General features: G+C 45.4%; 15 protein-coding genes. All 15 read left to right on the top strand.

The window, feature by feature from the left end; translation table 11 throughout:
* Nucleotides 1–996: 996 nt before the first annotated feature.
* Nucleotides 997–4,878, top strand: coding sequence for a glycoside hydrolase family 25 protein (locus tag D6856_RS09765; protein ID WP_120686716.1), 3,882 nt, complete (start codon nucleotides 997–999; stop codon nucleotides 4,876–4,878).
* 116 nt (nucleotides 4,879–4,994) lie between these two features.
* A complete protein-coding gene (locus D6856_RS09760; protein WP_120686715.1) occupies nucleotides 4,995–6,500 on the top strand; it encodes a hypothetical protein in 1,506 nt (501 codons plus the stop codon).
* 81 nt (nucleotides 6,501–6,581) lie between these two features.
* Entirely contained in the window at nucleotides 6,582–7,667 is a 1,086-nt protein-coding gene (rfbB, locus tag D6856_RS09755) for a dTDP-glucose 4,6-dehydratase (protein ID WP_120658503.1), read from the top strand.
* A 59-nt stretch (nucleotides 7,668–7,726) separates the two neighbouring features.
* The gene (gene rfbA, locus D6856_RS09750; RefSeq protein WP_120686714.1) at nucleotides 7,727–8,596 is read left to right on the top strand and encodes a glucose-1-phosphate thymidylyltransferase RfbA; all 870 of its coding nucleotides are present in this window, start codon (nucleotides 7,727–7,729) and stop codon (nucleotides 8,594–8,596) included.
* A 148-nt stretch (nucleotides 8,597–8,744) separates the two neighbouring features.
* Nucleotides 8,745–9,218: a hypothetical protein gene (locus D6856_RS09745; RefSeq protein ID WP_120686713.1), complete on the top strand. Its 474-nt coding sequence runs from the start codon at nucleotides 8,745–8,747 to the stop codon at nucleotides 9,216–9,218.
* Nucleotides 9,219–9,307: 89 nt separating this feature from the next.
* Nucleotides 9,308–9,853 carry a dTDP-4-dehydrorhamnose 3,5-epimerase gene (rfbC, locus tag D6856_RS09740; RefSeq protein ID WP_120686712.1) on the top strand — a complete coding sequence of 182 codons (546 nt, stop codon included), beginning with the start codon at nucleotides 9,308–9,310 and terminating at the stop codon, nucleotides 9,851–9,853.
* Nucleotides 9,850–10,869, top strand: coding sequence for an ABC transporter permease (locus D6856_RS09735; RefSeq protein WP_243114069.1), 1,020 nt, complete (start codon nucleotides 9,850–9,852; stop codon nucleotides 10,867–10,869). Before rfbC ends, D6856_RS09735 begins: the two co-directional genes overlap by 4 nt.
* A gap of 20 nt (nucleotides 10,870–10,889) precedes the next feature.
* Nucleotides 10,890–12,275 carry an ABC transporter ATP-binding protein gene (locus D6856_RS09730; RefSeq protein ID WP_120686710.1) on the top strand — a complete coding sequence of 462 codons (1,386 nt, stop codon included), beginning with the start codon at nucleotides 10,890–10,892 and terminating at the stop codon, nucleotides 12,273–12,275.
* Nucleotides 12,259–14,445, top strand: coding sequence for a class I SAM-dependent methyltransferase (locus D6856_RS09725; RefSeq protein WP_120686709.1), 2,187 nt, complete (start codon nucleotides 12,259–12,261; stop codon nucleotides 14,443–14,445). Before D6856_RS09730 ends, D6856_RS09725 begins: the two co-directional genes overlap by 17 nt.
* A 10-nt stretch (nucleotides 14,446–14,455) precedes the next feature.
* The gene (locus tag D6856_RS09720) at nucleotides 14,456–16,567 is read left to right on the top strand and encodes a glycosyltransferase (RefSeq protein WP_120686708.1); all 2,112 of its coding nucleotides are present in this window, start codon (nucleotides 14,456–14,458) and stop codon (nucleotides 16,565–16,567) included.
* Between the two features lie 12 nt (nucleotides 16,568–16,579).
* Nucleotides 16,580–18,643 (top strand): glycosyltransferase family 2 protein, encoded by a 2,064-nt coding sequence (locus tag D6856_RS09715; protein ID WP_120686707.1) that lies wholly within the window; start codon nucleotides 16,580–16,582, stop codon nucleotides 18,641–18,643.
* A 121-nt stretch (nucleotides 18,644–18,764) separates the two neighbouring features.
* Nucleotides 18,765–20,504, top strand: a complete 1,740-nt coding sequence (locus tag D6856_RS09710; RefSeq protein WP_120686706.1) for a phospho-sugar mutase — start codon at nucleotides 18,765–18,767, stop codon at nucleotides 20,502–20,504.
* A 67-nt stretch (nucleotides 20,505–20,571) separates the two neighbouring features.
* Complete coding sequence (locus D6856_RS09705; RefSeq protein ID WP_158588895.1) at nucleotides 20,572–21,981, top strand: glycosyltransferase; 1,410 nt, start codon at nucleotides 20,572–20,574, stop codon at nucleotides 21,979–21,981.
* A gap of 49 nt (nucleotides 21,982–22,030) precedes the next feature.
* The gene (locus D6856_RS09700) at nucleotides 22,031–23,008 is read left to right on the top strand and encodes a glycosyltransferase family 2 protein (protein ID WP_120686704.1); all 978 of its coding nucleotides are present in this window, start codon (nucleotides 22,031–22,033) and stop codon (nucleotides 23,006–23,008) included.
* The gene (locus D6856_RS09695; protein ID WP_120686703.1) at nucleotides 23,005–24,405 is read left to right on the top strand and encodes an undecaprenyl-phosphate glucose phosphotransferase; all 1,401 of its coding nucleotides are present in this window, start codon (nucleotides 23,005–23,007) and stop codon (nucleotides 24,403–24,405) included. The genes D6856_RS09700 and D6856_RS09695 overlap by 4 nt, the downstream gene beginning before the upstream one ends.
* The last annotated feature ends 51 nt before the right edge of the window (nucleotides 24,406–24,456 follow it).

Genomic DNA, 24,456 nt, shown 5'->3' with positions numbered 1-24,456 from the left:
CTTTCGCTATTCATGCGGCTACAGGCCGAGTTCCGTGCGTTGCGGGAGCGATGAGGAATTGTGTAGTGACGCGACAAATCTAATATATGTGGAATTTTGGTAGTATGTACCGCCTGCGAGAGGGGTTGAGCCCTTGCGGCGGTACTTTTTTGCGAAGGCGCACCGCCTGTGAAGAGATTTTGCTTTGTGGGAGGTGCTTTTATGCTGAGGCACACCGCCTGTGAAGAGATTTTGCTGTGTAGGCGGTGTTTTTCTGCTGAGGCGTACCGCTTGTGAAGAGATTTCGTCGTGTGAGCGGTGCTTTTGTGCTGAGGCGCACCGCCTGTGAAGAGATTTCGTCGTGTGAGCGGTGCTTTTGTGCTGAGGAGTACCGCCTGTGAAGAGATTTCGCTTTGTGGGCGGTACTTTTATGCTGAGGCGCACCGCCTGTGAAGAAATTTTGCTGTGTAGGCGGTGCCTTTTTGCTGAGGCGTACCGCCTGTGAAGAGATTTCGTCGTGTGAGCGGTGCTTTTCTGCTGAGGCGCACCGCCTGTGAAGAGATTTTGCTTTGTGGGCGGTACTTCTTGCCGGGGCCTTACGGGTGGATGAAAGAATTGCGCTGAGCACCCGTAAAAATAACCGGGGGCTTACGGGTGGAGGAGAGAGTTGCACTGAGCACCCGTAAAAATTGTTGGGAGCTTACGGGGGAATAAGATAATTGCGCCATGCACCCGTAAAAATTGCCTGAGACTTACGGGGGAAGAAGAAAGTTGCGCCCAGAACCCGTAGCAAGCCTTCAGGACGTTGTGCAACACATGTTTTGTGATTCTTTTGTGAAGGGCTTGTCTATTCAGTACACTGATGATACAATCACAATATATAGTGTATTACTAGGACTAATACAGTGAAACTGATCACGACAAAAATATAGGTTTCAAGCCTTTTTGTAATGGCACTTGGGTAAATGAGGAGAATATGCTTCGTCAATATATGGCGGGCAGGGTTAGGTAGAGAGTATGAAAAAGAAGAAATTTGGGCTGTTCGCCGGTAAAAAAGCCGGTGCAAGACGTAGAGAGAAAGTAACCGACTTCAAGGATTACAGAGACTCATATTACGAAGATGAAGACTTTGAAGACGACTATGACAGAGACGACTACGACGACAGAGACTACGCTGAAGATGATGATTACTACAGCGATGACTATGACGATGTAGATCGCAATTACAATAAAGACGACGCTCGTTATGATGACGAGCGTGATTATCGTGACGATGATCGTTACTATGAAGATGACAGACGCCGTGACGACCGCTACGAAGACGACGTAGATTACCGCGAAGATGACCGCTACGCGGATGAAGACAGTTATGAGGATGAAGACGGCGATTATCGCTATGATGACGATGCGGATTATCGTGATGAAGATAATCGTTACGAGGATGCCGAAGACGATCACTATGCGGACGAGGAAGATGACCGTTACGCGGATGACGAAGATTATCGCGCCGAAGACGACCGCTACGTTGATGACGAAGATTATCGCGCCGAGGACGACCGCTACGATGACGACGCTGACTATCGTGACGCCGACGATCACTACGCCGATGATGAAGATTACCGCGATGACGAGGACGGCCGCTACGCCGATGATGAAGATTACCGCGATGACGAGGACGGCCGCTACGCCGATGATGAAGATTACCGCGATGATGAAGACGGCCGCTACGCCGATGATGAAGATTACCGCGATGACGAAGACGACCGCTACGCTGACGATGAGGATTACCGCGCCGACGATCACTACGAGGATGACGAGCAATATGAAGACGACGATCGTTACGCGGACGATGACTACGACTATGACCGCTATGCGGATGATGAATATGAAGATGATTACGATTATGACAGGTATGACGAGGATGACCGTTATGCCTCTGCTTCTGCGCGCAGAAATAAGGGCGCTGCATTTGCGGGCAGATCGTCTAAGAGCAAGAGTTTAAAGAGTTCCAAGAAATCTGCGAAGTCTCGCAAAGATTCAAGAAAGAAAAATAGAAAAGACAGAGATGACAGAGACAACGCTTTTGCGCGTTTCCTTTCATTTGTAAAAGGAACGAGTGCGGTTGAAAGAACTGCTGCGGCTGTCGGAGTTGTTATTTTGGCAGGTATCATTGCAGCTGTATCTTTCTTTAGCACAGTGGTCGGCAGAAATAAAGAGATAGGCTCTTTTGCCGAGATTGGTTCAAACATGGGCGATTCACAGGTGGTCGGTCAGAGCGGACTTATTGCTATGGCAGACGCTGAGAAGGCTAAGAGCATGACAGCCGAGATGGTGGAAGGCGACGAGGAAGAAGAGGAAGAAGAGGAAGACGACGCAGCAGGCGTTAAGATCAACATGAGCCTTACTACCATCAAGAGCGACATGAAGATCAAGTTTGTAAATTCCAAGACCAACAAGCTTGTTGCCAGCGTACCTTTCAAGGTTGACGTTGTAACTCCCGACGGTTCAAGCACAACCTTCGAGGATGATGACAAAGACGGAATCATTTATAAAAAAGAGCTCAAGGCCGGCAAGTACAAAGTTACTCCCATTGCGCTCACAGGCGACTACGCCAAGTACGATCTCGACACCACATCCAAAACTCTTAATGTAAAAGACACTGTGGAGATGAAGGCAGTCGATGTCAGCAACGAGATCAAGAAAGAGTCTCAAGTCAATGCTGCAAAAGAGGATACTGCTGTTCAGACACAGGTTGAATCTGTTTTAAAAGATACGGTTGAGTGGGTAGAGAGCACAAAAACTCCCATCGGTGACGGTGAAGGCGACGGTGAATACGAAAAGATTGATAATGATGAAATTGATCTTAAAAAGTATAGCAAGAATGATGCTTTATTTGCCCCCGGAACTTTTGTAAAAACAGCGCTGTTCGCAGCAGTTGGAGATGATTCATCACTTCCGGAAAACAAAAATAATCCTACGGACTCAGGTGCTTCAACCGGCACTACCGATAATCAAAATGAGAAAACAGACGAAGAGAAGACAGCTGAAGAAGCTGAGAAGCAAAAAGAGATAGAAAAGCAGAAAGAGGCGGAGAGACTTGCTCAGGAACAGAAAGAGAAAGAACAACAAGAGGAGCAAAAACGCTTAGAAGAAGAGAAACAGAAACAGGAAGAACAAAAACGCTTAGAAGAAGAGAAACAGAAACAGGAAGAACAAAAACGCCTGGAAGAAGAAAAACAGAAGCAGGAAGAGCAAAAGCGCTTAGAAGAGGAGAAAAAGAAGCAAGAAGAACAGAAGCGATTAGAGGAAGAGAAGAAAAAACAAGAAGCCAATAAACCCAAGAAAATGGCGCTTAGCTGGAATAAAAAGTTGACTGTCGGACAGACAATGTCAGTAAATGTCACTGATCCTAAATCATATTCGCTGGAATTAAAAGATGCCAATGATAAGAGCTATGTTGAAATCAGTGGTAAAAATATAAAGGGACTTAAAGCGAAGGCTAGCGTTGAGATTTTAGTTAAAGCAGATGGATACGATACAGAAACTATTGCCATCAGTATTGAAGATGCCAAATTAAAGAATATGGCATTAAGCTATAAAGATAAACTTACTGTTGGTCAGACAATGAATATTAATGTTTCAGATCCTAAAGATTATTCATTGGAACTTAAGAACTCTAAGGATTCAGAGTTTGTTGAACTAAGTGGAAAGAATATAAAAGGTCTGAAAGCGAAGGATGGTAAAGTTGAGATTCTTGTAAAAGCATCCGGATATAATACTGAGACGATAGCCATATCAGTAGTTGGTAAGGGCAAACTTATAAATACCGATAAGATAACCCTCAAGAAAGATCAGAAATATAATCTTACTGATGCAGGACTTAACAAGGACCTCAAAGTAAACATCAAATCCGATAATACCAAGATTGTGGATATAGATGGTAAGACTCTGATAGCTAAGGGAACAGGTAAAGCTAAGATAACTATTTCTTCAGACGGATATGACACGGCAACAATAGAGATTACCGTAGCTGACAATGAACCTCTTAAGGATAAAGAAGGAAATATTCTTTACATTAAGAATTCCGACGGAAAGTATGTAGAAGCAACATACGCAGACTACCAGGCTGATCCTAACAGAAAGTTCTACAGAAAAGCTAAGGCAAAAGAGTACAAATACACCGGATGGCAGACGATTGACGGAAAGACATACTTCTTCAAGAAGGATCATGAGTACGTTACGGGAGAGCAGGTAATTCAGGGCGCGAAGTATACGTTCGGCGCTGACGGTGTTCTTTCAAGCGGTTCGGGATCGAGAGGAATCGACGTAAGTAAGTGGAACGGTTCGATCGATTGGAAGAAAGTTAAGAACGAAGGAATCGATTTTGCTATAATAAGATGTGGATACAGAGGTTCATCTGCGGGTGCGCTTATTGAGGATCCTACTTTCAGGGCCAACATGAAGGGTGCGCAGGCAGCAGGAATCAAGGTTGGAGTATACTTCTTCACTCAGGCTGTCAACGAAGTTGAGGCGGTTGAGGAAGCATCAATGGTTATCAACCTTTGCAAGGGATACGGATTGTCATATCCCGTATATCTTGATGTTGAGGGCTCTAACGGACGAGGCGACGGAATCAGCACGGCTCAGCGTACAGCCAACATCAAGGCGTTCTGCGGAACAATTCAGAACGCAGGCTACAAGGCAGGTGTATATGCCAACAAGACTTGGTTTACAAGTAAGATTAATACAAGTCAGCTTACAGGCTACAAAATCTGGCTTGCACAGTATGCGGCAACTCCGACATACAACGCCACAAGATACGATATGTGGCAGTACACATCCAAGGGTAAAGTATCCGGAATTTCAGGAAACGTAGACATGAACACTTGGTACAGGTAATGCGATACAGCCCTGCGCACTCCGCTGCGCCGGGCGTGAGAAAATGAAACAGGAGTGAGGGGCGATTTTGCGAAGCAATTTCATTATCGCCCCGAATCTATTTTCCGGAGGAAAATATGAGCAGACGTAGTATGCAAAGATATGCGTCTTTCGAGACGTTGTCCTTTGTTTTGCCATTTATTTTTTATACGGGATTTGCATTGTTCGACGGGCCGGTTTGGTGCGTCGATTCTCCCAGTTATACGAGTATGGATTTTTCAAGGGAACCGGTTTATCCGTTGTTCCTTTTGCTGTTTAGAAAGATATTTGAATTATTCGATTGGTCCGGAAAAATGTACGGTCTTGATTCATATCTTTTCCCGGTGATCCTGGTCCAGACTATGCTCTGGGTGCACGTCACAGCCAGACTCGGAAAAGAAATTTATGAGGAAGCCGGAAGATTTCTTCCTGAAAAAAAGGCATTGTTCCTGGGCTACACTGCGATCGCGACGCAGCTCGCGGTTTCTGCGCTCAACAGATTAATGGCAAACAGAGGCTCGATGTACTCGGAGTGCATCATGACGGAGGCGCTTGCAATGCCGATCCTAGTGATGTTCGTCATATATCTGTGGAAGCTTCTTAGGAATTTCAGTAACGCCAATCTCATCAAAACATTTTTGCTTGCGATCCTTGCTGCGAGCATAAGAAAGCAGATGCTGATCCTGCTTATCGTTTGGGGCGGAACGGCGCTTGTGGTCTATCTTATGCAGGTCAAAAACAACGGACTTCACAAGCTTTTTACCACGATCCTTATGATATTTGCGGCGTATGTTTGCATCAGCGGTTCGGACAGGATCTACAATTATTGTGTGCGCGGCGAGTTCGCGGAGCACATCGGAAACAGCAAGGGCGGGCTTGATACGGTTCTTTACACAGCGTCCGCCGAGGATAAAGATCTTTTTACCAAGTACGATGAATCCGAGGATTATCCGAATCTTTCTGGGCTCTATGAGGAGATCTACAATACTTTGCAGGAAAAAGAGCTGACGATAGATTTTGCACCCGGATATGAGAAAAAAGAAGAATCGACAATCTTTAACAGCGACTGGGCGGCGATGGCTTCGCACTATGCGGACAGCTACGATGTGATCGGTTTTGACATCGTGCAGGTTAAGTGCGATGAATACGTGGCGGAGAACTTCCCTGAGCTGGAAGGTACCAAGGCTCAGTTAAAAGAAAATGCGGTAGAGGGAGTTCTTTTTAAGACTCTTTTGAAAAAAGACATCAGTGATGTTTTCCATAAAAAAGGCGGCGCGGTAAAATACGTATTTACCGCAAATGTACTGAAGGCCTTTGTAATATCGGCGGCAAACATGAGACCCGCGGCACTTATAAAAGCTTCGTTTTTGATCTATTTCTTTTACCTTGCGATATTTATCATGTTGGCTTTGAAGGCTGCGCAGGGTGCGGGCACAAATGTGACGAACGGCCGAAGAACTTTTTTGCTTTTATCGTTTATAACTTTTGCGGCAGTCGCTGTAAACTGCGTGGTTACGGGCTCTATGATATTTCCGCAGCCAAGATATATGTGTTACACAATGGGACTCTTCTACTTGACTCTGACTTGTGGTATACTGTGCTAGTGTAATTGTCAAAATTATGCTTTCATGACAGTTTCATTGTGATTTTATCTTTTTTGAAAGGACAATAAGAAGGAAAAAGAAATGAGAACTTATCTTGTGACAGGTGGAGCCGGATTCATCGGTTCTAACTACATCCATTACATGTTTAAGAAGTATGACAACGACATCCGCATCATTAACGTGGATGTACTCACATATGCGGGCAATCTCGAGAACCTCAGAGATGTCGAGAATCGCGATAACTACACATTCGTAAGAGCCGACATCACAGACAGAGAGGCAATCGACAAGATCTTTGCAGAGAACGACATCGACAGAGTTGTTCATTTCGCTGCAGAGAGCCACGTTGACAGATCTATCGTTAATCCCGAGATTTTCGTTCAGACCAACGTTCTTGGTACAGCTACAATGCTCAATGCTGCCAAGAAGGCGTGGGAGCTTCCCGACGGATCTTTCAAGGAGGGAAAGAAGTTCCTTCACGTTTCAACTGATGAAGTTTACGGAACACTTGATGACGATCCGAATGCTTATTTCTATGAGACAACTCCTTACGATCCTCACAGCCCTTACTCAGCAAGTAAGGCAGGATCCGATATGCTCGTTAAGGCATACATGGACACATACAAGTTCCCTGCAAATATAACAAACTGCTCTAATAACTACGGACCCTACCAGTTCCCTGAGAAGCTTATTCCTCTTGTTATCAACAATGCACTCGCAGGAAAAGATCTTCCCGTATACGGCGACGGTAAGAACGTTCGTGACTGGCTCTATGTTGAGGATCACGCTAAGGCTATCGACATGGTTCAGGAACAGGGCAGACTTTTCGAGACATACAATGTCGGCGGACATAATGAGAAGCAGAACATCGAGATCGTTAAGACTATCATCGACGTTCTTAAGGAAGAGCTTGACGATTCAGATCCCAGAAAGGCACACCTTTCTTACGACCTTATCAAGTACGTAACAGACAGAAAGGGCCATGACAGAAGATATGCGATCGCGCCCGACAAGATCAAGAGCGAGATTGGCTGGGAGCCTGAGACAATGTTCAAGGAAGGCATCAGAAAGACAATCAAGTGGTACTTCGAGAATCATGAGTGGATGGAGCACGTTACAAGTGGTGACTATGAGAAGTATTATACAAAAATGTATAGCAATAGATAATGTATGAATTGCGGTGACGCAGTGATGCGCCAACTGTAGAATTATAGGAGATTACACAAATGAAGGGTATTATATTGGCGGGTGGCTCAGGAACAAGGCTTTACCCCCTTACAAGAGCGATTTCCAAGCAGATCATGCCTGTCTATGACAAGCCTATGATCTACTATCCTCTTTCAACACTTATGCTTGCAGGTATCAGAGATGTACTTATCATCTCAACTCCCAGAGACCTTCCTATCTTTGAAGATCTTTTCGGAACCGGCGAGCAGCTTGGCATGCACTTTGAGTATGCTGTTCAGGATCAGCCAAGAGGCCTTGCCGATGCGTTTATTATCGGTGAGAAGTTCATAGGAAGTGATTCGGTTGCACTTGTTCTTGGCGACAATATCTTCTACGGACAGAGCTTTAGTAAGCTCCTTAGAGATGTTGCTTCAAGAGATAAGGGCGCAACAATCTTTGGTTACTATGTTCGTGATCCCAGAGAGTATGGTGTTGTTGAGTTTGATGAGAACGGAAAGGCCATCAGTATTGAAGAAAAGCCTGAGAAGCCCAAGAGTAACTACGCGGTACCCGGACTTTATTTCTATGATAACGATGTTGTAGAGATAGCCAAGAACGTTAAGCCTTCAGCTCGCGGTGAGATTGAGATCACAAGTATCAACAATGAGTACCTCAGAAGAGGAACACTTCACGTTGAGACAATGGGACGCGGCTTTGCATGGCTTGATACAGGTAATCACGATGCTCTTCTTGATGCAGCTGATTTCGTGTGCGCATTCCAGAAGAGACAGGGACTTTACGTTTCTTGTATCGAAGAGATTGCGTATAAGCGCGGATTTATAGATAAGGAGCAGCTCCTTAAGCTCGCAGAACCACTCATGAAGACCGACTACGGAAAATACCTTGTAGAGGTAGCTAACGGGCTGTGAGAACTTGCTGAGGTTTTTTCGAAGATAGTTCGAACGTCTTCCGGCGAGCGAAGCGATGTGCAGATCACCTAGCGAGGTTATTTCGAGCTTGGTGAGATGTCATACAGCGAAGCGTAGAGCGGAAGTTCCTTGTGAAGGGGGCACAATAGTGGACAAACGTGTATTCACCATGGCGATCCTCACGATCATAAGTGCCTTTATCCTTGTACTGGTGATCGTATACGCCACTAATGCGGATAAAATAAACAAGCTTACGGGCAATGGAAACAATGATGATGCGGACAGCGCAGCGTCTTTTGTGTCCGAGAACGGAATGCTTGAGGGTGATCAGATAGGTGACAATCTCGACGCTTTCATTTATGATGACGAGTTTTTTGACGAGAACGACCAGGTTCCTGCCATCGTCGTGATAAAAGAAAACGAGTCCGATGCCGCAAACAGCGCATCATCGGGAGCTTCTTCGGAAGATGACGGTTCCGATAAAAAGCGTGTCGGCATGGGCAAGGTCAAGGGCGGTGAGCTTGAAAATCCCAATCCTATAGATGAAGATGAGCTTCCTATGACAGGAAGTACATTACCTCCCGTTGAGGGAACACCTGTTGGATCTGCAGCGGGAAATTGAAAAATCGGGAAACCGGTAGAATTCGGATAACACAGCTGCTGTGCGGCGTGAACCGATCAAATAAATAACATATCAATCGGAGATGTAAAATGGGCAAGATAACAGTAGAAACATGCGAAATCGAAGGGCTGAAGGTGATCACTCCGCAGGTTTTCGGAGATGCCAGAGGTTATTTTGTAGAGACTTACAATAAGAACGATTTCGTAGAAGCAGGAATAGATGTAGAGTTTGTTCAGGATAATCAGTCAGCAAGCAAGCAGGGAGTTTTAAGAGGACTTCACTTCCAGAAAGAATTTCCTCAGGATAAGCTTGTACGCTGCATCAACGGTGAGGTATTCGATGTTGCCGTTGACCTCAGAAAGGGTTCCAAGACTTTCGGTAAGTGGTTTGGTGTAACTCTTTCGGCAGAGAACAAAAAGCAGTTTTTTATTCCCAAGGGTTTTGCTCATGGATTTTATGTTTTATCGGAATATGCCGAGTTTGCTTACAAGTGCTCGGATTTTTATCATCCTAATGACGAGGGTGGACTTATTTGGAACGATCCCGATATTGGAGTAGAGTGGCCTCTCATTGAAGGCGTAGAGCTCAATCTTTCCGACAAAGACACCAAGTGGGGAGGAATCAAGGAATATTGAATAAGGGATTAGAAATCAGAAGACCCCCCAAGAAGGCATTCTTGGGCGTTTTCTATGTATTGGCACTTGCACTTTTTCTGTTGCTTGTGCTCCATAAGAATCCTCTTGCAGACCAACATACAGAGATGCTGAAAAAGATTTGCGGAAGTCTTTTGATAGCAATGAGCTGTATAGGGGTCTCTTTTGGGTATGACAAACTTACGGTTCTCCCGGGAGAACTTTTTCAGAATAGGAAGCTCATCAAGAAGCTTGCCATCAATGATTTCAAAAAGAGATACGCAGGTTCCAACTGGGGTATTATCTGGGCATTGGTTCAGCCTATTGTCACAGTTATTTTGTATTACATTGTATTCGGTGTTATTTTCGAGGGCGGAAGAACCGAAGAGTTGGCAGAAGCGCAGGCTGCAATGCAGGTTCCTCAGGTGTTGTTCCTTACAGCGGGACTCGTTCCTTGGTTCTTCTTTATGGAGGGTCTTACCAACGGTACCACGTCACTTCTCGAATATAATTATCTTGTTAAGAAGGTGCTCTTTAAGATAAGCATTCTTCCTGTCATCAAGGTCATTGCGGCCATGTTTATCCATGTTTTCTTTATACTGCTGCTGTTTGTTGTGGCTGTAATTAACGGACATGGTCCGAGTATTTATTGGATTCAGATAATCTATTACATGGGTTGTGAGTTCATTCTTATTCTTTCACTTAGCTTTTTAACCTGTTCAGTTGCAGTGTTCCTGAGAGATATCATTCATTTCATCGGTATCTTTATGCAGGTGCTTCAGTGGGCTACGCCCATTCTCTGGAACATCGAGATGCTTCCGGACAAATACAGATGGATCGTTAAGCTTATTCCCGTGACTTATATTGTAGAGGGCTACAGAAACTCTATCTATGGTGAGACGTGGTTCTTTGAGCATTTCTATTCATCCACTTATTTCTGGATATGCGTTGTAATATTATTCTGCATCGGCACGCTTGTATTTAAGCGCACTAAGCCTCATTTTGCAGACGTATTGTGATAAATGACACGGAGAAATACATGAACAGTGATGTAGCTATAGAGGTCAAGAACCTCAGCAAATTATATAAGTTGTACGATAAGCCTATCGACAGACTTGCGGATTCTCTGGGGCTTGCAGGGAAAAAGCAGTTCAAGGAACACCTTGCGCTGAACAATGTCAGCCTCACGGTCAAGAAGGGCGAGACGGTTGGTATCATCGGAACCAACGGCTCAGGTAAGTCCACAATCCTCAAGATCATCACAGGTGTCCTGACACCTACTGCAGGTGAAGTCAACGTAGACGGCCATATCTCAGCTCTTTTGGAACTGGGAGCAGGCTTTAACATGGAATATAACGGAATCGACAATATATACTTAAACGGTATGATGATCGGTTTTTCCGAAGAAGAGATAGATAAGAAGATGGACGCGATCCTTGAGTTTGCGGACATCGGAGATTACGTATATCAGCCCGTTAAGACTTACTCCAGCGGTATGTTTGTGCGACTTGCTTTTGCGGTTGCCATCAACATCGACCCTGAGATCCTCATCGTCGATGAGGCACTTTCCGTAGGAGACGTGTTCTTCCAGGCAAAGTGCTACCACAAGTTTGAGGAGTTCAAGAAGCAGGGCAAGACCATATTATTCGTATCACACGATCTGTCCAGTATCAGCAAATACTGCGACAGAGCTGTGCTTCTCAATCAGGGTGTTCTCATCGGAGAGGGAGCTCCCAAGAAGATGATCGATATCTACAAACAGGTACTTGTGGGACAGTACGAGCTTCCTTCAAGCGAAGGAGAGAACCTTCTGGACGACGACGATATCCGCAAGGCCGCAGGAGAAGCTGATGAGCGCGCCAATGCGAAGCTCGGCAAGAGCGACAAGGGCGCGACAGATGCCAAGGCTGGCGACAATGCCGGCGCAGCTTCCAATAAGGCAAAAGATGCAGCGGCAAACCCCAACGCTCTCGAATACGGCGACGGCAAGGCAGAGATCACAGATTTCTATGTCACCGATTCCAACGGAACAGTGACATCATCAATCATAAAGGGCACAGACTTTACAGTTCACATGAAGGTAAAGTTCAATGAGGACGTTGCGGCGCCCATCTTTGCTCTTACTTTCAAGAATATAATGGGTATCGAGATTACAGGTACCAACTCCATGGTGGAGAAGGCATTCCTTGATCCCGTCAAGAAGGGCGACGTTAAAGAAATCTCTTTTACCCAGAATATGACTCTCCAGGGCGGCGAATATCTTCTAAGCTTTGGTGTTACGGGCTTTGAACAGAATGATTTTACTGTATATCACAGGTTATATGATGCACTAAATATCACGGTAGTTTCCGACAAGAACACGGTAGGCTACTATGACATGAACACAACATGTAAGGTGAAAGACGCAGATGCAGGAACAGATTAAGATCGGAAGCGTTACGCTGAACTTCAAACATTACTCAGGGGTTGATCTTTATAGCGACGGTGCTATAGAGAACGACCTTCTTGAGATTGTAAAAAATCATACAAAAGACGAGTATCAGAAGATAATCGAGGAGCGCGCAAGCTGGCCTATTCTCTATCATCTTTCGGATCAGAGAGCGAACATCGTAGAGTGGATCCCGATGAGCAAGGACGCCAAGGTTCTTGAAGTCGGATCGGGCTGCGGTGCCATCACGGGCATGCTCTCAAGTAAGGCGGGACAGGTTGTATCCTGCGATCTTTCAAGAAGAAGATCCGAGATCAATGCGACAAGGAACAAGGACTGCGACAACGTTACGATCCACGTCGGCAATTTCCGAGACATTGAGCCCGACCTTGATAAGGATTTTGACTTTATCTTTTTGATCGGTGTGTTTGAGTACGGACAGGGCTACATCGGCACTGAGAACCCTTACGAGAAGTTTCTTTTGATGCTTAAAAGACATCTCAAAAAGGACGGACGTATCGTAATCGCGATCGAGAATCGTCTCGGTCTTAAGTATTTTGCGGGCTGTACTGAGGATCACCTCGGAACGTATTTTTCCGGGATCGAGGGCTATACCGCAGACAGCGTGGCTAAGACCTTCACAAGGGGCGGTCTTATCAATATATTCAAAAGATGCAGGATAAACGATTATCATTTCTATTATCCTTATCCCGATTACAAGCTTATGACGCTTCTTCACTCGGATTCATATCTTCCGAAGTTCGGAGAGCTTCAGGACAATGTAAGGAACTTCGACAGAGACAGGCTTGTTTTGTTCAATGAAAAGCACGCATACGAGGATCTCGTTAAAGACGGCTTGTATCCTGAGTTTGCAAACTCTTTTGAAGTAATAATCGGACCCGGATTTGATACGATCTACAGTAAGTACAGCAACGACAGAGTTGATGAATTCAAGATCCGTACGGATATCGCTATCGGCAGAAACGGTCGCAAGGTAATTAAGAAATTCCCTCTTACGGAAGCCGCAAGAGAGCATGTATACAGCATCAGAGACGCTTACGCGGGACTGAAAGAAAAGTACCACGGCGGCGATCTGGAGATCAATGACTGCCAGATAGACGAGAACGAGGGCTGTGCCGTATTTTCTTTTGTCAACGGTGTACCGCTTGCTTCCGTTCTTGATGAGTGCATTGATAAGGACGATATGGAGGGCTTCAACGCTCTTATCTCCGAGTATATAAAGAGGATCAGGTATAAGGAGGATTATCCGGTATCCGACTACGACCTTATCTTCAGCAATATTATGGTTAACGGTCCGATCTGGACTATAATAGATTATGAGTGGACTTACGGTAAGTGTATCCCTGCAAAAGAGCAGGTGTGGAGAGCACTTTACTGCTACAGACTTGAAGACAGGAAAAGAGAGAAGTTCGATCCCAAGCCTATCTTTAAAAAGCTCGGTCTTTCTGACAAAGAGATGAAGGTGCTCCTTGAAGAGGAGTATGCTTTCCAGAAGTATGTGACCGGCAATCGCAAGTCCATGGTAGAGATCTGGAAAGATATAGGACGCAAGGTCATCGTGCCAAAAGAGCTTGCGATGAACCCTGAGGCAGCAAGAGCTGCGGATTGCATACAGATCTATATGGACGAGGGAACGGGCTACTCCGAGGATGATTCGTTCTTCCCCGAGGAGCAGTACGATGAGAAAAATATCGTGACACTTAATATCGAGGTGCCTTCTTCATGCAAGACGCTTCGTGTGGATCCGGCTTTTTCACCTTGTCTTGTGACTATACTTGATGCGACTTGGAATGATGATTCGATTGAGGACGGAACGGCTGATATTTCGGTTAATCCCGGCAACGGCGAGTGGCTGAGCGATGATTCTTTTGTCTTTAACTCAGACGATCCGAATATCGAGTTTGATCTTACAAGCAGCAGACTTTCCGTTAAGGAAAACAATATGCTGGTGATTAAGCTTCTTACGACGCTTGTCCCCAAGAACGCCGCAGATGCAGTCGCAGCGTCGGTTAAGTCCAATGAAGATAACGATAAGGAAAAGATCAGTATCATCCGCAAGATCGGAAGAAAGATTAAGAATAAACGTAAAGAGCGCCGCGAAGACGCCGATTACGATGAGCTTGACGACTATTTAGACGAGGAGTAATCCCTGACAGATGCTTAAAGATTTAGTTAAGAAATCTCTTATTCTGAAGAGGACAACTAAATACAATAAGGTTTTAAACAAGAAATCAGGCGCATATGACAAGTGGCAAAAAGAAGTTGAGAAACAGCCTGTCATAACCGCCGAAGCTCCCGTGTCCTACGAAGAGGATGAGAACGGCGAGCTTGTACCGCATAAGCTTCCTACACCCAAGGTCAAGGTTGTTCCTTATGCCAAGGTCTGGGAGATGACGGATGCCAAAAAAGATGAGAATGTGGTCTATCTTTTTGTAAGTCCCAAAGGAAAGCTTACAAAGAGGGCTTCCGAGGTTGTGAAGCAGTATTTTATCGCTCATCCCGAGCACAATGTTGTTTACGGAGATGAGGATGAGCAGGGAAGCGGTGGAAAATACATTCATCCGTATTTTAAGCCCGATTGGTCACCCGATGCTTATCTCAATGCTTTTTATATCGGCAGCTTTTTTGCCTGCAGAGCGAGCGCACTTCATGCGGCTACTCCTGAATACGACAATGCTGTAAAGATGCTCGGAGGAACAGCCAACAAAAAGAATTCTCCCGAACAGGTGGGGCTTGAGGCTTCTCTTTTATCTGCGGATGTTCTTTTCTGTATGCTTGCAATAAGCGAAAGAGCTTTCGCAAAGAGAACGGGAACCGAGCTTCCGATCGGACATATAAAAGAAATCTTGTATCACAGAAACGCGGGACAGGATGTCTTTTACGGAAGACCATTTCATAATTCCAAGCATATGCTGCTTAAACCTACGACGGTCAGCATCATCATTCCGTCGATGGATCACCCTGAGATCTTCAGGCAGTGCCTCAATTCGATAATCGAGACAACGAAGGATGCGGGTATCACCTACGATATCGTTGTTATTGATAACGGAAGCAGCGCGGCAAACAGAGTTAAATACGGCGTGTATGCTTCAAGAGCAGAGCGAAAGAACGGTCTTACCAAGATCAATTACATATACAAAAATCAAGAATTTAATTTCTCCGCTATGTGCAATCAGGGCGTGAGAAATTCAAACGGCGAGTATCTACTTTTCCTTAATGACGATATTGAGGCCACTTCAGACGGATGGCTGACGGAGATGGTTTCACAGGCGCAGCTTCGTCATGTGGGCGCTGTCGGAGCCAAGCTCATTTACCCCGATACGGATCTTATCCAGCATGCGGGAATAGCGAACGTGCGCCGCGGTCCGGTGCACAAGCTTCAGAAGATGCACGACGGAAAGAGCCATTATTTCGGATATAACAGAGGTATCCACAACTGCATCGGTGTGACGGCTGCCTGCCTTCTCATCAGCAGAAAGAAATTTAATGATGTAGGCGGCTTCCCTGAGGAGCTTAAGGTTGCCTTTAACGACGTTGATTTTTGCTACAGCGTTTTTGAAAAAGGTTATTACAACGTTTGCTGTAATCACATATATCTTTATCACCACGAGTCGCTCACAAGAGGTCTCGACAATCTTGATCCCAAGAAGATGGAGAGACTTGCGGTTGAGGGCGATACGCTGATGAGGAGACATTCGTATCTCTACAATGTAGATCCGTTCTACAGCCCGCACCTTACCGAGGATGAGACGATATCTGCGATCATCCCGAGAGAGGATTACACACCGGTTGAGGATATTCACTATGCGGCTGTGTCGGTTCACGACAAGGGCATCAAGGGCGCGAGAGAAGATCAGTGTCTGAGAGTCGGCTGTGAGTACAACGGAACCATGGATAACTGGCTCTACGGCGTGAATGCGACGGGCAATGAGGAAGGTTATTTCCTTAAGGGCTACAGCTTTGTTATCGGTTCGGACAATGCTCTTTATGAAAAAAGATTGCTCCTTCGCCTGGTAGAAAGATATGAAGACGGCGCAGGCCCTGTTGATTCCAAGGTCTACAGCTTCCCGATCTACGTTTGGTACAGACCGGATATCAGAGTAAGACTTCAGGATCAGGTGAACGTCGATCTTACGGGATATAAGCTAAGGATAAGAAAGGGCGACCTTACGCCCGGCTTTTATCAGATAGGAATGCTTGCTGTTGATAAGACGGGCAGAAATAAGCTTATCAACTGGGTTCCCAATATTTTACATATTAAGAATTAATGGATTTTGATTATGTCAGAGCAAAAAGATTTTGATTTTAAAGCCGCATACGAGCGGGAAAAATTAAAGAGCGCAGACCTTGCTGAGAGGATAGCGGAGCTTGAGGATAAGAATTCGGAGCTTGAGTTTAAGCTCAATCGAATCAAGAATAATCCGATCTGGAAGGCTAGTACACCCATGCGTAACACTATGCACTGGGTCATCAGACAGCGCGACCGTATAAGAAATCAGGGATCTCTTCGCGGTGTCATCGCCAAGATCAAGTACAAGCAGATCGAGAAAAAGGCGATGACTCATTACGGAACGGAGAGTTTTCCCGATGAGAACACAAGAAAAGAGCAGGAGAATGCTGTTTTTGCCAATATGGTAAAGATCTCGATCCTCGTGCCTTTGTATAATACACCCGAGAAATTCCTTCGCGATATGATTGAGTCTGTGCTTGACCAGACCTATGCAAATTGGCAGCTGTGCCTTGCGGACGGCTCCGATGAAGCGCATATCGAAGAGGTTTCAAGAATAGTTTCGGAGTACATGAAGGATGCACGTGCACTTGATAAAAACGGTGAGTGCAAGATCTCGTACATGAAGCTTGAAAAGAATGAGGGAATTGCAGGTAACACAAACCACTGCCTCGAGCTTGCAACAGGAGAATACATCGGTCTTTTTGATCACGATGATATCCTTCATCCTGAGGTCCTATACTGGTATGTGAAGGCTATCAATGAAGAAAATGCGGATTACATCTATTGTGATGAGACTACCTTCAAGGGTGATGACATCAACAAGATGATAACCATGCACTTTAAGCCCGATTATGCGATCGATAACTTACGTGCCAATAATTATATCTGTCATTTCAGCGTATTCAAGAGAACTCTGCTTGAAGGAACAGAGCTCTTTAGAACGAAGTTTGACGGAAGCCAGGATCACGATATGATCTTAAGGCTCACCGACAGTGCGCAGCATATCGTGCATATACCTAAGCTCTTGTATTATTGGAGATCTCACGCAGCTTCCGTTGCGTCGGATATAAGTGCTAAGCCTTATGCGATCGAAGCAGCGAAGGGCGCGGTTGCGGACCACTTAAAGCGTCACGGTTACGATCACTTCAAGATCACAAGCACGAGAGCTTTCGAGACTATATTTAAGATTACTTACGAAGTTAAGGGAACGCCCAAGATCAGCATCGTCATCCCTACCTGCGAGCATGCGGAGGACCTTAGAAGATGCATTGATTCGATTTATGAGAAGTCTGTTTACGACAATTACGAGATCATTGTTGTCGAGAACGGAAGCAAGGCTTCAGAGACTTTGGGCTATTACGAGGAGCTTAGAAACGGCTCGTTAAAAGACATTGTTAAGGTCGTTGATTTCTACGCGGATCCGGCTAATCAGCCTGCTGCGGGAGAAAAGAGATCTTTTAACTATTCAAAGGTTGTAAACTACGGCGTGTCACAATCTACGGGTGACTACATCATCCTTCTTAATAACGACACGCAGGTTATTACCGTAAACTGGATGGAAGAGCTTCTTATGTACGCACAGAGAAGTGATGTCGGAGCGGTTGGCGGAAAGCTCTACTTCCCTGACAGAAAGATCCAGCACGCGGGCGTTGTTCTTGGGCTCGGAGCTCACAGAACTGCGGGACATTCTCATTACGGTCAGGCCGGAATGAACCTCGGATACATGGGAAGATTGTGCTATGCGCAGGATGTGAGCGCGGTTACAGGCGCTTGTCTCATGGTTTCAAGGGCGAAGTACGATGAGGTAGGCGGCTTCGATGAGTCTTTTGCCGTAAGTCTCAACGACGTGGATTTCTGCCTGAAGCTCAGAGAAAAAGGATATCTTAATGTATTTACACCGTTTGCGGAGCTCTTCCACTATGAGTCGCTTTCAAGAGGTCTCGATCTTGAGGGAGAGAACGCTAAACGCTACGATGCAGAGTCCGACCACTTTAAAGAGAAATGGAAAAAAGTTCTCGAGAAAGGAGATCCGTACTATAACCCGAATTTCTCGCTCGACAGAAGTGATTACAGCTTAAATGTCGAAGGTTATTCGAGTTTGAGAGTGCAGTGACTGTTTCGCTTAGCGAGGTGTTTTCGAGCTTAGCGATAAGGCTACCGTAATTCTTAGTGAGGTACTTTCGAACTTAGAATTATGGTATAATTCTTACGATTATACAGAGAGGAGTGTTATTATGAGCACAGCAACAGAACAGCTTAATTATTGGCTGAATGATTCGTATTTTGACGACGCAACCAAAGAGGAACTTATGGCCATTCGTAACAACGAGGCTGAGGTTGAGGATCGATTTTATAGAGAGCTTGAGTTCGGTACAGGCGGACTTCGCGGAGTTATCGGAGCGGGCACAAACAGAATGAACAAGTATGTGGTAAGAAAGGCTACACAGGGTCTTGCCAACTATATCAAGAAGAACGGCGGTCCCGATGCTTGCAAGAAGGGTGTAGCTATTTCTTTTGACTGCAGAAGATTTTCTCCCGAGTTTGCGGATGAGACTGCGCTTTGCCTTGCAGCTAACGGCATCAAGGCTTATGTCAGCGATATTCTTCGTCCCACACCCGAGCTTTCTTTTGCACTCAGAGAGTTTGGATGTATCGCGGGAGTTATGGTAACAGCTTCGCACAATCCACCTGAGTACAACGGATACAAGGTATACTGGGAGGACGGCGCGCAGGTAACACCTCCTCATGACACAGGAATCATCAAAGAGGTAATGTCTATTACCGATTATCACGAAGTCAAGACAATGTCCAAAGAGGATGCTATCGCTCAGGGACTCTATGTATCTTTCGGAACAGAGATTGACGACAAGTACATGGTTGAGCTCAAGAAGCAGATCATTCATCAGGACGTTATTGACGAGATGGCTGACAAGTTCACCATCGTATACACTCCTTTCCACGGAACAGGTAATCTTCCCGTAAGACGTGTTCTCAAGGAGCTTGGATTTAAGAACGTATTCGTAGTGCCCGAGCAGGAAGCTCCGGATCCTGATTTCACTACACTTGAGTATCCCAATCCCGAGGATCCCAAGGCATTCAAGCTTGCTCTTGAGCTGGCAAAAGAAAAGGATGCTGATATCGTCCTTGCTACAGACCCCGATGCGGATCGTCTCGGAATCTATGCAAAAGACCTTAAGACAGGCGAATATGTTGGATTTACAGGAAACATGTCAGGTATGCTCATCGGTGAGTATATCTTAAGAGAGCGTCAGGCTACAGGCACAATGCCCGCAAACCCTGCGTTCGTAACCACTATCGTTACAACCAACATGGCTAAGAGAGTCGCAGATAAATACGGACTTTACTACACAGAGGTTCTCACAGGCTTTAAGTACATCGGTGAGCAGATCAAGATCTACGAAGAGAATAATCAGTCTCACAACTATGTATTCGGTCTTGAGGAATCTTACGGATGTCTTGCCGGAACACACGCAAGAGATAAGGATGCTATCGTAGCAGTTATGTGTCTTTGCGAGCTTGCCGCTTTCTACAAGAAGCAGGGCAAGAGCGTATGGGATGCAATGATCGACATGTACGAAGAATACGGCTATTACAAAGAGGGTCAGTACTCAATTACCATGAAGGGTAAAGAGGGTGCAGGTCAGATCGCAGCTCTTATGGAGAGACTCAGAAGCAATCCTCCCAAGGAGTTCGGTTCATTCAAGGTTGAGCAGTTCAGAGATTACAAGACAGGCAAGACTCTTGATATGGCTACAGGAGCCGAGGGAACAACAGGACTTCCCGAGTCCAACGTTCTTTACTTTGCACTTGATAACGATGCTTGGTGCTGCGCAAGACCTTCGGGAACAGAGCCCAAGATCAAGTTCTACATGGGTGTAAAGGGCAAGAACCTTGAAGATGCCGCTAAGCTTGAAGATGAGCTCACAGAGGCTGTAAAAAAGGCGATAGGCTAAGAAATACAGGCTGTGGCTCTCGGGCCACAGCCGAATAATATAAAAAAATATGAGGAGCAATCCACATATGGGTATAAAGAACGCAGTCTCAAAAACAATTGCATATGCTGAGCGCAATGGAATAAAGGCTGCTTTTTACGCTGCAATGGAGCGTATCAAGATCAATTCTTCGGAGAAGTATTCGTATCGCGAGCTTTCCGAGGAAGTTTTACGCGAACAAAATCAGGAATACAGACTTTTGGCAGAAACAGGGGACGCTGTGCGTTTTAGCATAGTTGTGCCTCTTTTTAATACTCCGGAAGTTTACCTTAAGCAGATGATTGATTCTGTTGTGAATCAGTCCTACGGAAACTGGGAGCTGGTGCTCGCCGATGCGTCGGAGAAATCTCTTGATGTCGCGATTTCTGCGGCTAATGATGATCCGAGGATCAAGTACTATCACTTGGATAAGAACGCAGGGATCTCGCACAACACCAACAGAGGGCTTGAAAAGGCGACGGGCGATTATATCGGTCTTTTAGATCATGACGATATCTTAACTCCCGATGCGCTTTACGAGGTTTCCAGAGTTATTAAAAAGAGCATGCAAAAGAATAAGCTCTCAAGGTTTATCGATTGCCCTATAAGGCTTATTTATTCCAATGAGGATAAGTTTGAGGATGAAAAGGGCGTTCGCAAGTTCTTTGAACTTCACGAAAAACCTTCGTTTAATATGGACCTTCTTTTGTCCAATAATTATATCTGTCACTTTGCGGTGATGAGAGCTGATATAATAAAAAGACTCAAGCTGCGCGCAAAGTTCGACGGAGCGCAGGATTTTGACTTATTCCTAAGATGCTGTTCGGAAGCAGCTCTTTCGATGGATATGGCATCGGGTCATATAGTGCACATCGATAAGGTGCTCTATCACTGGAGATGTCACAGGGCTTCGACTGCGGCGAATCCCGCGAGCAAGACTTATGCATACGAGGCGGGACAGGCGGCAATTGCCGATGTTCTTAAGAGCAACAATATAAACGGCGAAGTGGTTCAGCTCCCGCATCTTGGCTTTTACCGAGTTAATTATGAGCGCGGTATCTTGCAGGAGCGTGACGATGTTGCCTGCGTCGGCGGTAAGCTTGTTAATAAGAAGGGCAGAGTTGCCGGCGGCATTTATAAAAAAGATAAGACGGCACCTTTTAAGAATATGCCTGTTTCATACAGCGGCGGACTTCAGCATAGGGCTGTCCTTACGCAGGACTGCTACGCCGTTGACATAAGGTCGATGGCGATAGATTCTTTATATAAGGATATCTACAAGGATGTTGTGGGAATCGATTATGTTGATACATTCACCGATCCCAAGGCTGATACGACAGCTCTTTTTACAGGGATGAGTGAAGATGAGATAATTGATAAGAGCGTTCGCTTCTGCGAAGAAATTAAGAAGCGCGGCAAGCGAGTTGTTTGGGATCCGCAGATCATAAAGCGCGTGTAAACGGCGTATGCACAGAATCTGCGGGATATTCCGTGATTGAGGATGACATATGAGTAAAGTCAGCGTGGTAATTCCGTGTTACAACAGCATAAAGTTTATCGGAGCATGTATTAAGAGTCTTAGGAAGCAGACTTTTAAGGATTTTGATGTTATTATTGTCAATAACGGCTCGACGGACGGAAGCGCGGACTATGTTCGAAGAGATTTTCCTGAGGTTAAGCTTATCGATCTACCTAAAAACACAGGTTTTTCGTGTGCGGTAAATACGGGAATCAAGGCTTCGGATTCGGAGTATGTTTTCCTTCTTAATGATGACACGGCCTGTGATGAGCACGCTATCGAGGCTTTGGTGGCTTCCATGGAGAAGAATAAGAGAGCTTTTGCGGTTCAGGCCAAGATGCTTCAGATGAAGCATCCGGAGCTTATCGATGACAGCGGTGATTATTACTGTGCGCTCGGATGGGCGTTTTCACCGGGGCGCGATAAGGATGAGAGTAAATTTAAGAAGAAAGCTCTTTTGACAAGTGCTTGCGCAGGGGCGGCTTTATACAGAAGATCGCTTTTTGCGGAAGATAAGGTCGGGCTTTTTGACGAAGCGCATTTTTGCTATCTTGAGGATGTTGATATCGGCTACAGGGCTAGGCTCAAGGGATATGAGAATATCTGCGAGCCCGGTGCGATTGTATATCATGAAGGTAGCGGCAGCAGCGGTTCGAGGTACAATTCTTTTAAGGTTGAACTTACAGCCGCGAATAACTTATACTTAATGTATAAGAACATGCCGTTTTTGCAGATACTTATCAATCTGCCGCTTATTATCATAGGCATTTTGATCAAGCATGCTTTTTATACGAAGAGAGGGCTTGGAAGAGCGCATCTTAAGGGATTACGTAAGGGCGTTTCCAAGATATTTAAAAATACAGAGAAGAAAGTTAGTTTCGGGAAGAAAGAACTGCGGGGGTGCGTGAAGATGCAGCTTGAGCTGTGGATCAATATCGCAAGGCGGTTTGGAGCAACTGGTGCATGATAAAGGATAATCAGGTTCATCTTAACAGAGCGCATGTTATAGTCGACGCCCTTTTGGTGGCGGCTTCCTACATTGCCGCATATTTTATAAGATTTGTACTTTTGTGGGGCGACAGACCGAGGACCGGTATTTTGTCGATGCGCACATATTTTATGGCGCTGTATTTTTTGGTGCCCGGTTATATCTTCCTGTACTACACGGTTCAGCTGTACACCTCGAAGAGAGCTAAGAGGCTGTGGGATGAATTCAAGGATATCGGTAAGGCCAATATCCTCGGAATGATCGCATTCTGGCTTGTATTGTTCTTCTTCAAGCAGGTTCACTTCTCCAGAGGAATGATGGCTATCTTCTTCGTGCTCAATACGACTTCTACTGCATTTGCGCACATGATGCTGCGCAAATTCCTTAGATTTATCAGAAAGCAGGGCTATAATCTTAAGCACATCCTTCTTGTTGGCTATTCAAGGGCTGCGGAAGGTTATATCAGCAGGATTTTGGATAATCCTCAGTGGGGCTATGTTATCTCGGGAATTCTCGATGATTTTGTACCCATTGGAACGAGCTATCACGGCGTGGAAGTTATCGGCGGGATAGAGCAGCTTGAGCATTATCTTGAAAAGCACAGCTACGATGAGATCACGATAACGCTTCCTCTGAATGACTACGACAGACTGGAAGAGCTCGTCGCACAGTGTGAGAAATCGGGCGTTCATACCAAGTTTATCCCGGATTATTCATCTCTTTTCCCCAGTAACCCGTTTACAGAGGATGTGCAGGGACTTCCGGTTGTAAATATCAGATATGTTCCGCTCACCAATTCGTTTAATAAACTATGTAAAAGAATTGTCGATATCATAGGTTCTATCGTTGCGATAATCATATTTGCGATCCCTATGGTCGCAGCGGCTATCGCGATCAGGCTTACGAGCAAGGGGCCCGTCATCTTCAAGCAGGAGAGAGTCGGACTTGGCGGAAAGCTCTTTATGATGTATAAGTTCAGGACTATGGAGGTTCAGTCGGAAAAAGAGGAAAAGAAGGGCTGGACGACCAAGGGTGATCCGAGAGTTACCAATGTCGGAAGGTTCCTCAGAAGAACGAATATCGATGAGCTTCCTCAGCTCTTTAATATATTATTCGGTCAGATGTCCCTCGTTGGACCAAGACCCGAGAGACCGCAGTTTGTCGAGAAATTCAAGGAGCAGATTCCTCGCTACATGGTAAAACACCAGGTTCGTCCGGGACTTACGGGCTGGGCACAGATCAACGGATACCGAGGAGATACTTCTATCAGGAAGAGAATTGATTACGATATTTATTACATAGAAAACTGGTCGATGGCTTTCGACATAAAGATAATAATAGGTACGTTTTTGCACGGTAATAAGAATGCGTATTGATGGAATAACAAAGGCTTCGGGGGCGACCTCGGAGCCAATTCTGTTACAGCA

It is taken from the genome of Butyrivibrio sp. XB500-5 (assembly GCF_003625505.1).
Taxonomy (GTDB): Bacteria; Bacillota; Clostridia; order Lachnospirales; family Lachnospiraceae; genus Butyrivibrio.
This window is presented reverse-complemented; position numbering and strand designations above follow the sequence as displayed.

Bases quoted from the DNA above. Each gene is read 5' to 3' on its own strand.
- rfbB (WP_120658503.1), top strand. From the start codon at position 6,582: ATGAGAACTTATCTTGTGACAGGTGGAGCCGGATTCATCGGTTCTAAC.
- D6856_RS09730 (WP_120686710.1), top strand. From the start codon at position 10,890: ATGAACAGTGATGTAGCTATAGAGGTCAAGAACCTCAGCAAATTATAT.
- D6856_RS09765 (WP_120686716.1), top strand. From the start codon at position 997: ATGAAAAAGAAGAAATTTGGGCTGTTCGCCGGTAAAAAAGCCGGTGCA.
- D6856_RS09695 (WP_120686703.1), top strand. From the start codon at position 23,005: ATGATAAAGGATAATCAGGTTCATCTTAACAGAGCGCATGTTATAGTC.
- D6856_RS09715 (WP_120686707.1), top strand. From the start codon at position 16,580: ATGTCAGAGCAAAAAGATTTTGATTTTAAAGCCGCATACGAGCGGGAA.
- rfbC (WP_120686712.1), top strand. From the start codon at position 9,308: ATGGGCAAGATAACAGTAGAAACATGCGAAATCGAAGGGCTGAAGGTG.
- D6856_RS09760 (WP_120686715.1), top strand. From the start codon at position 4,995: ATGAGCAGACGTAGTATGCAAAGATATGCGTCTTTCGAGACGTTGTCC.
- D6856_RS09720 (WP_120686708.1), top strand. From the start codon at position 14,456: ATGCTTAAAGATTTAGTTAAGAAATCTCTTATTCTGAAGAGGACAACT.
- D6856_RS09710 (WP_120686706.1), top strand. From the start codon at position 18,765: ATGAGCACAGCAACAGAACAGCTTAATTATTGGCTGAATGATTCGTAT.
- rfbA (WP_120686714.1), top strand. From the start codon at position 7,727: ATGAAGGGTATTATATTGGCGGGTGGCTCAGGAACAAGGCTTTACCCC.
- D6856_RS09700 (WP_120686704.1), top strand. From the start codon at position 22,031: ATGAGTAAAGTCAGCGTGGTAATTCCGTGTTACAACAGCATAAAGTTT.
- D6856_RS09725 (WP_120686709.1), top strand. From the start codon at position 12,259: ATGCAGGAACAGATTAAGATCGGAAGCGTTACGCTGAACTTCAAACAT.
- D6856_RS09705 (WP_158588895.1), top strand. From the start codon at position 20,572: ATGGGTATAAAGAACGCAGTCTCAAAAACAATTGCATATGCTGAGCGC.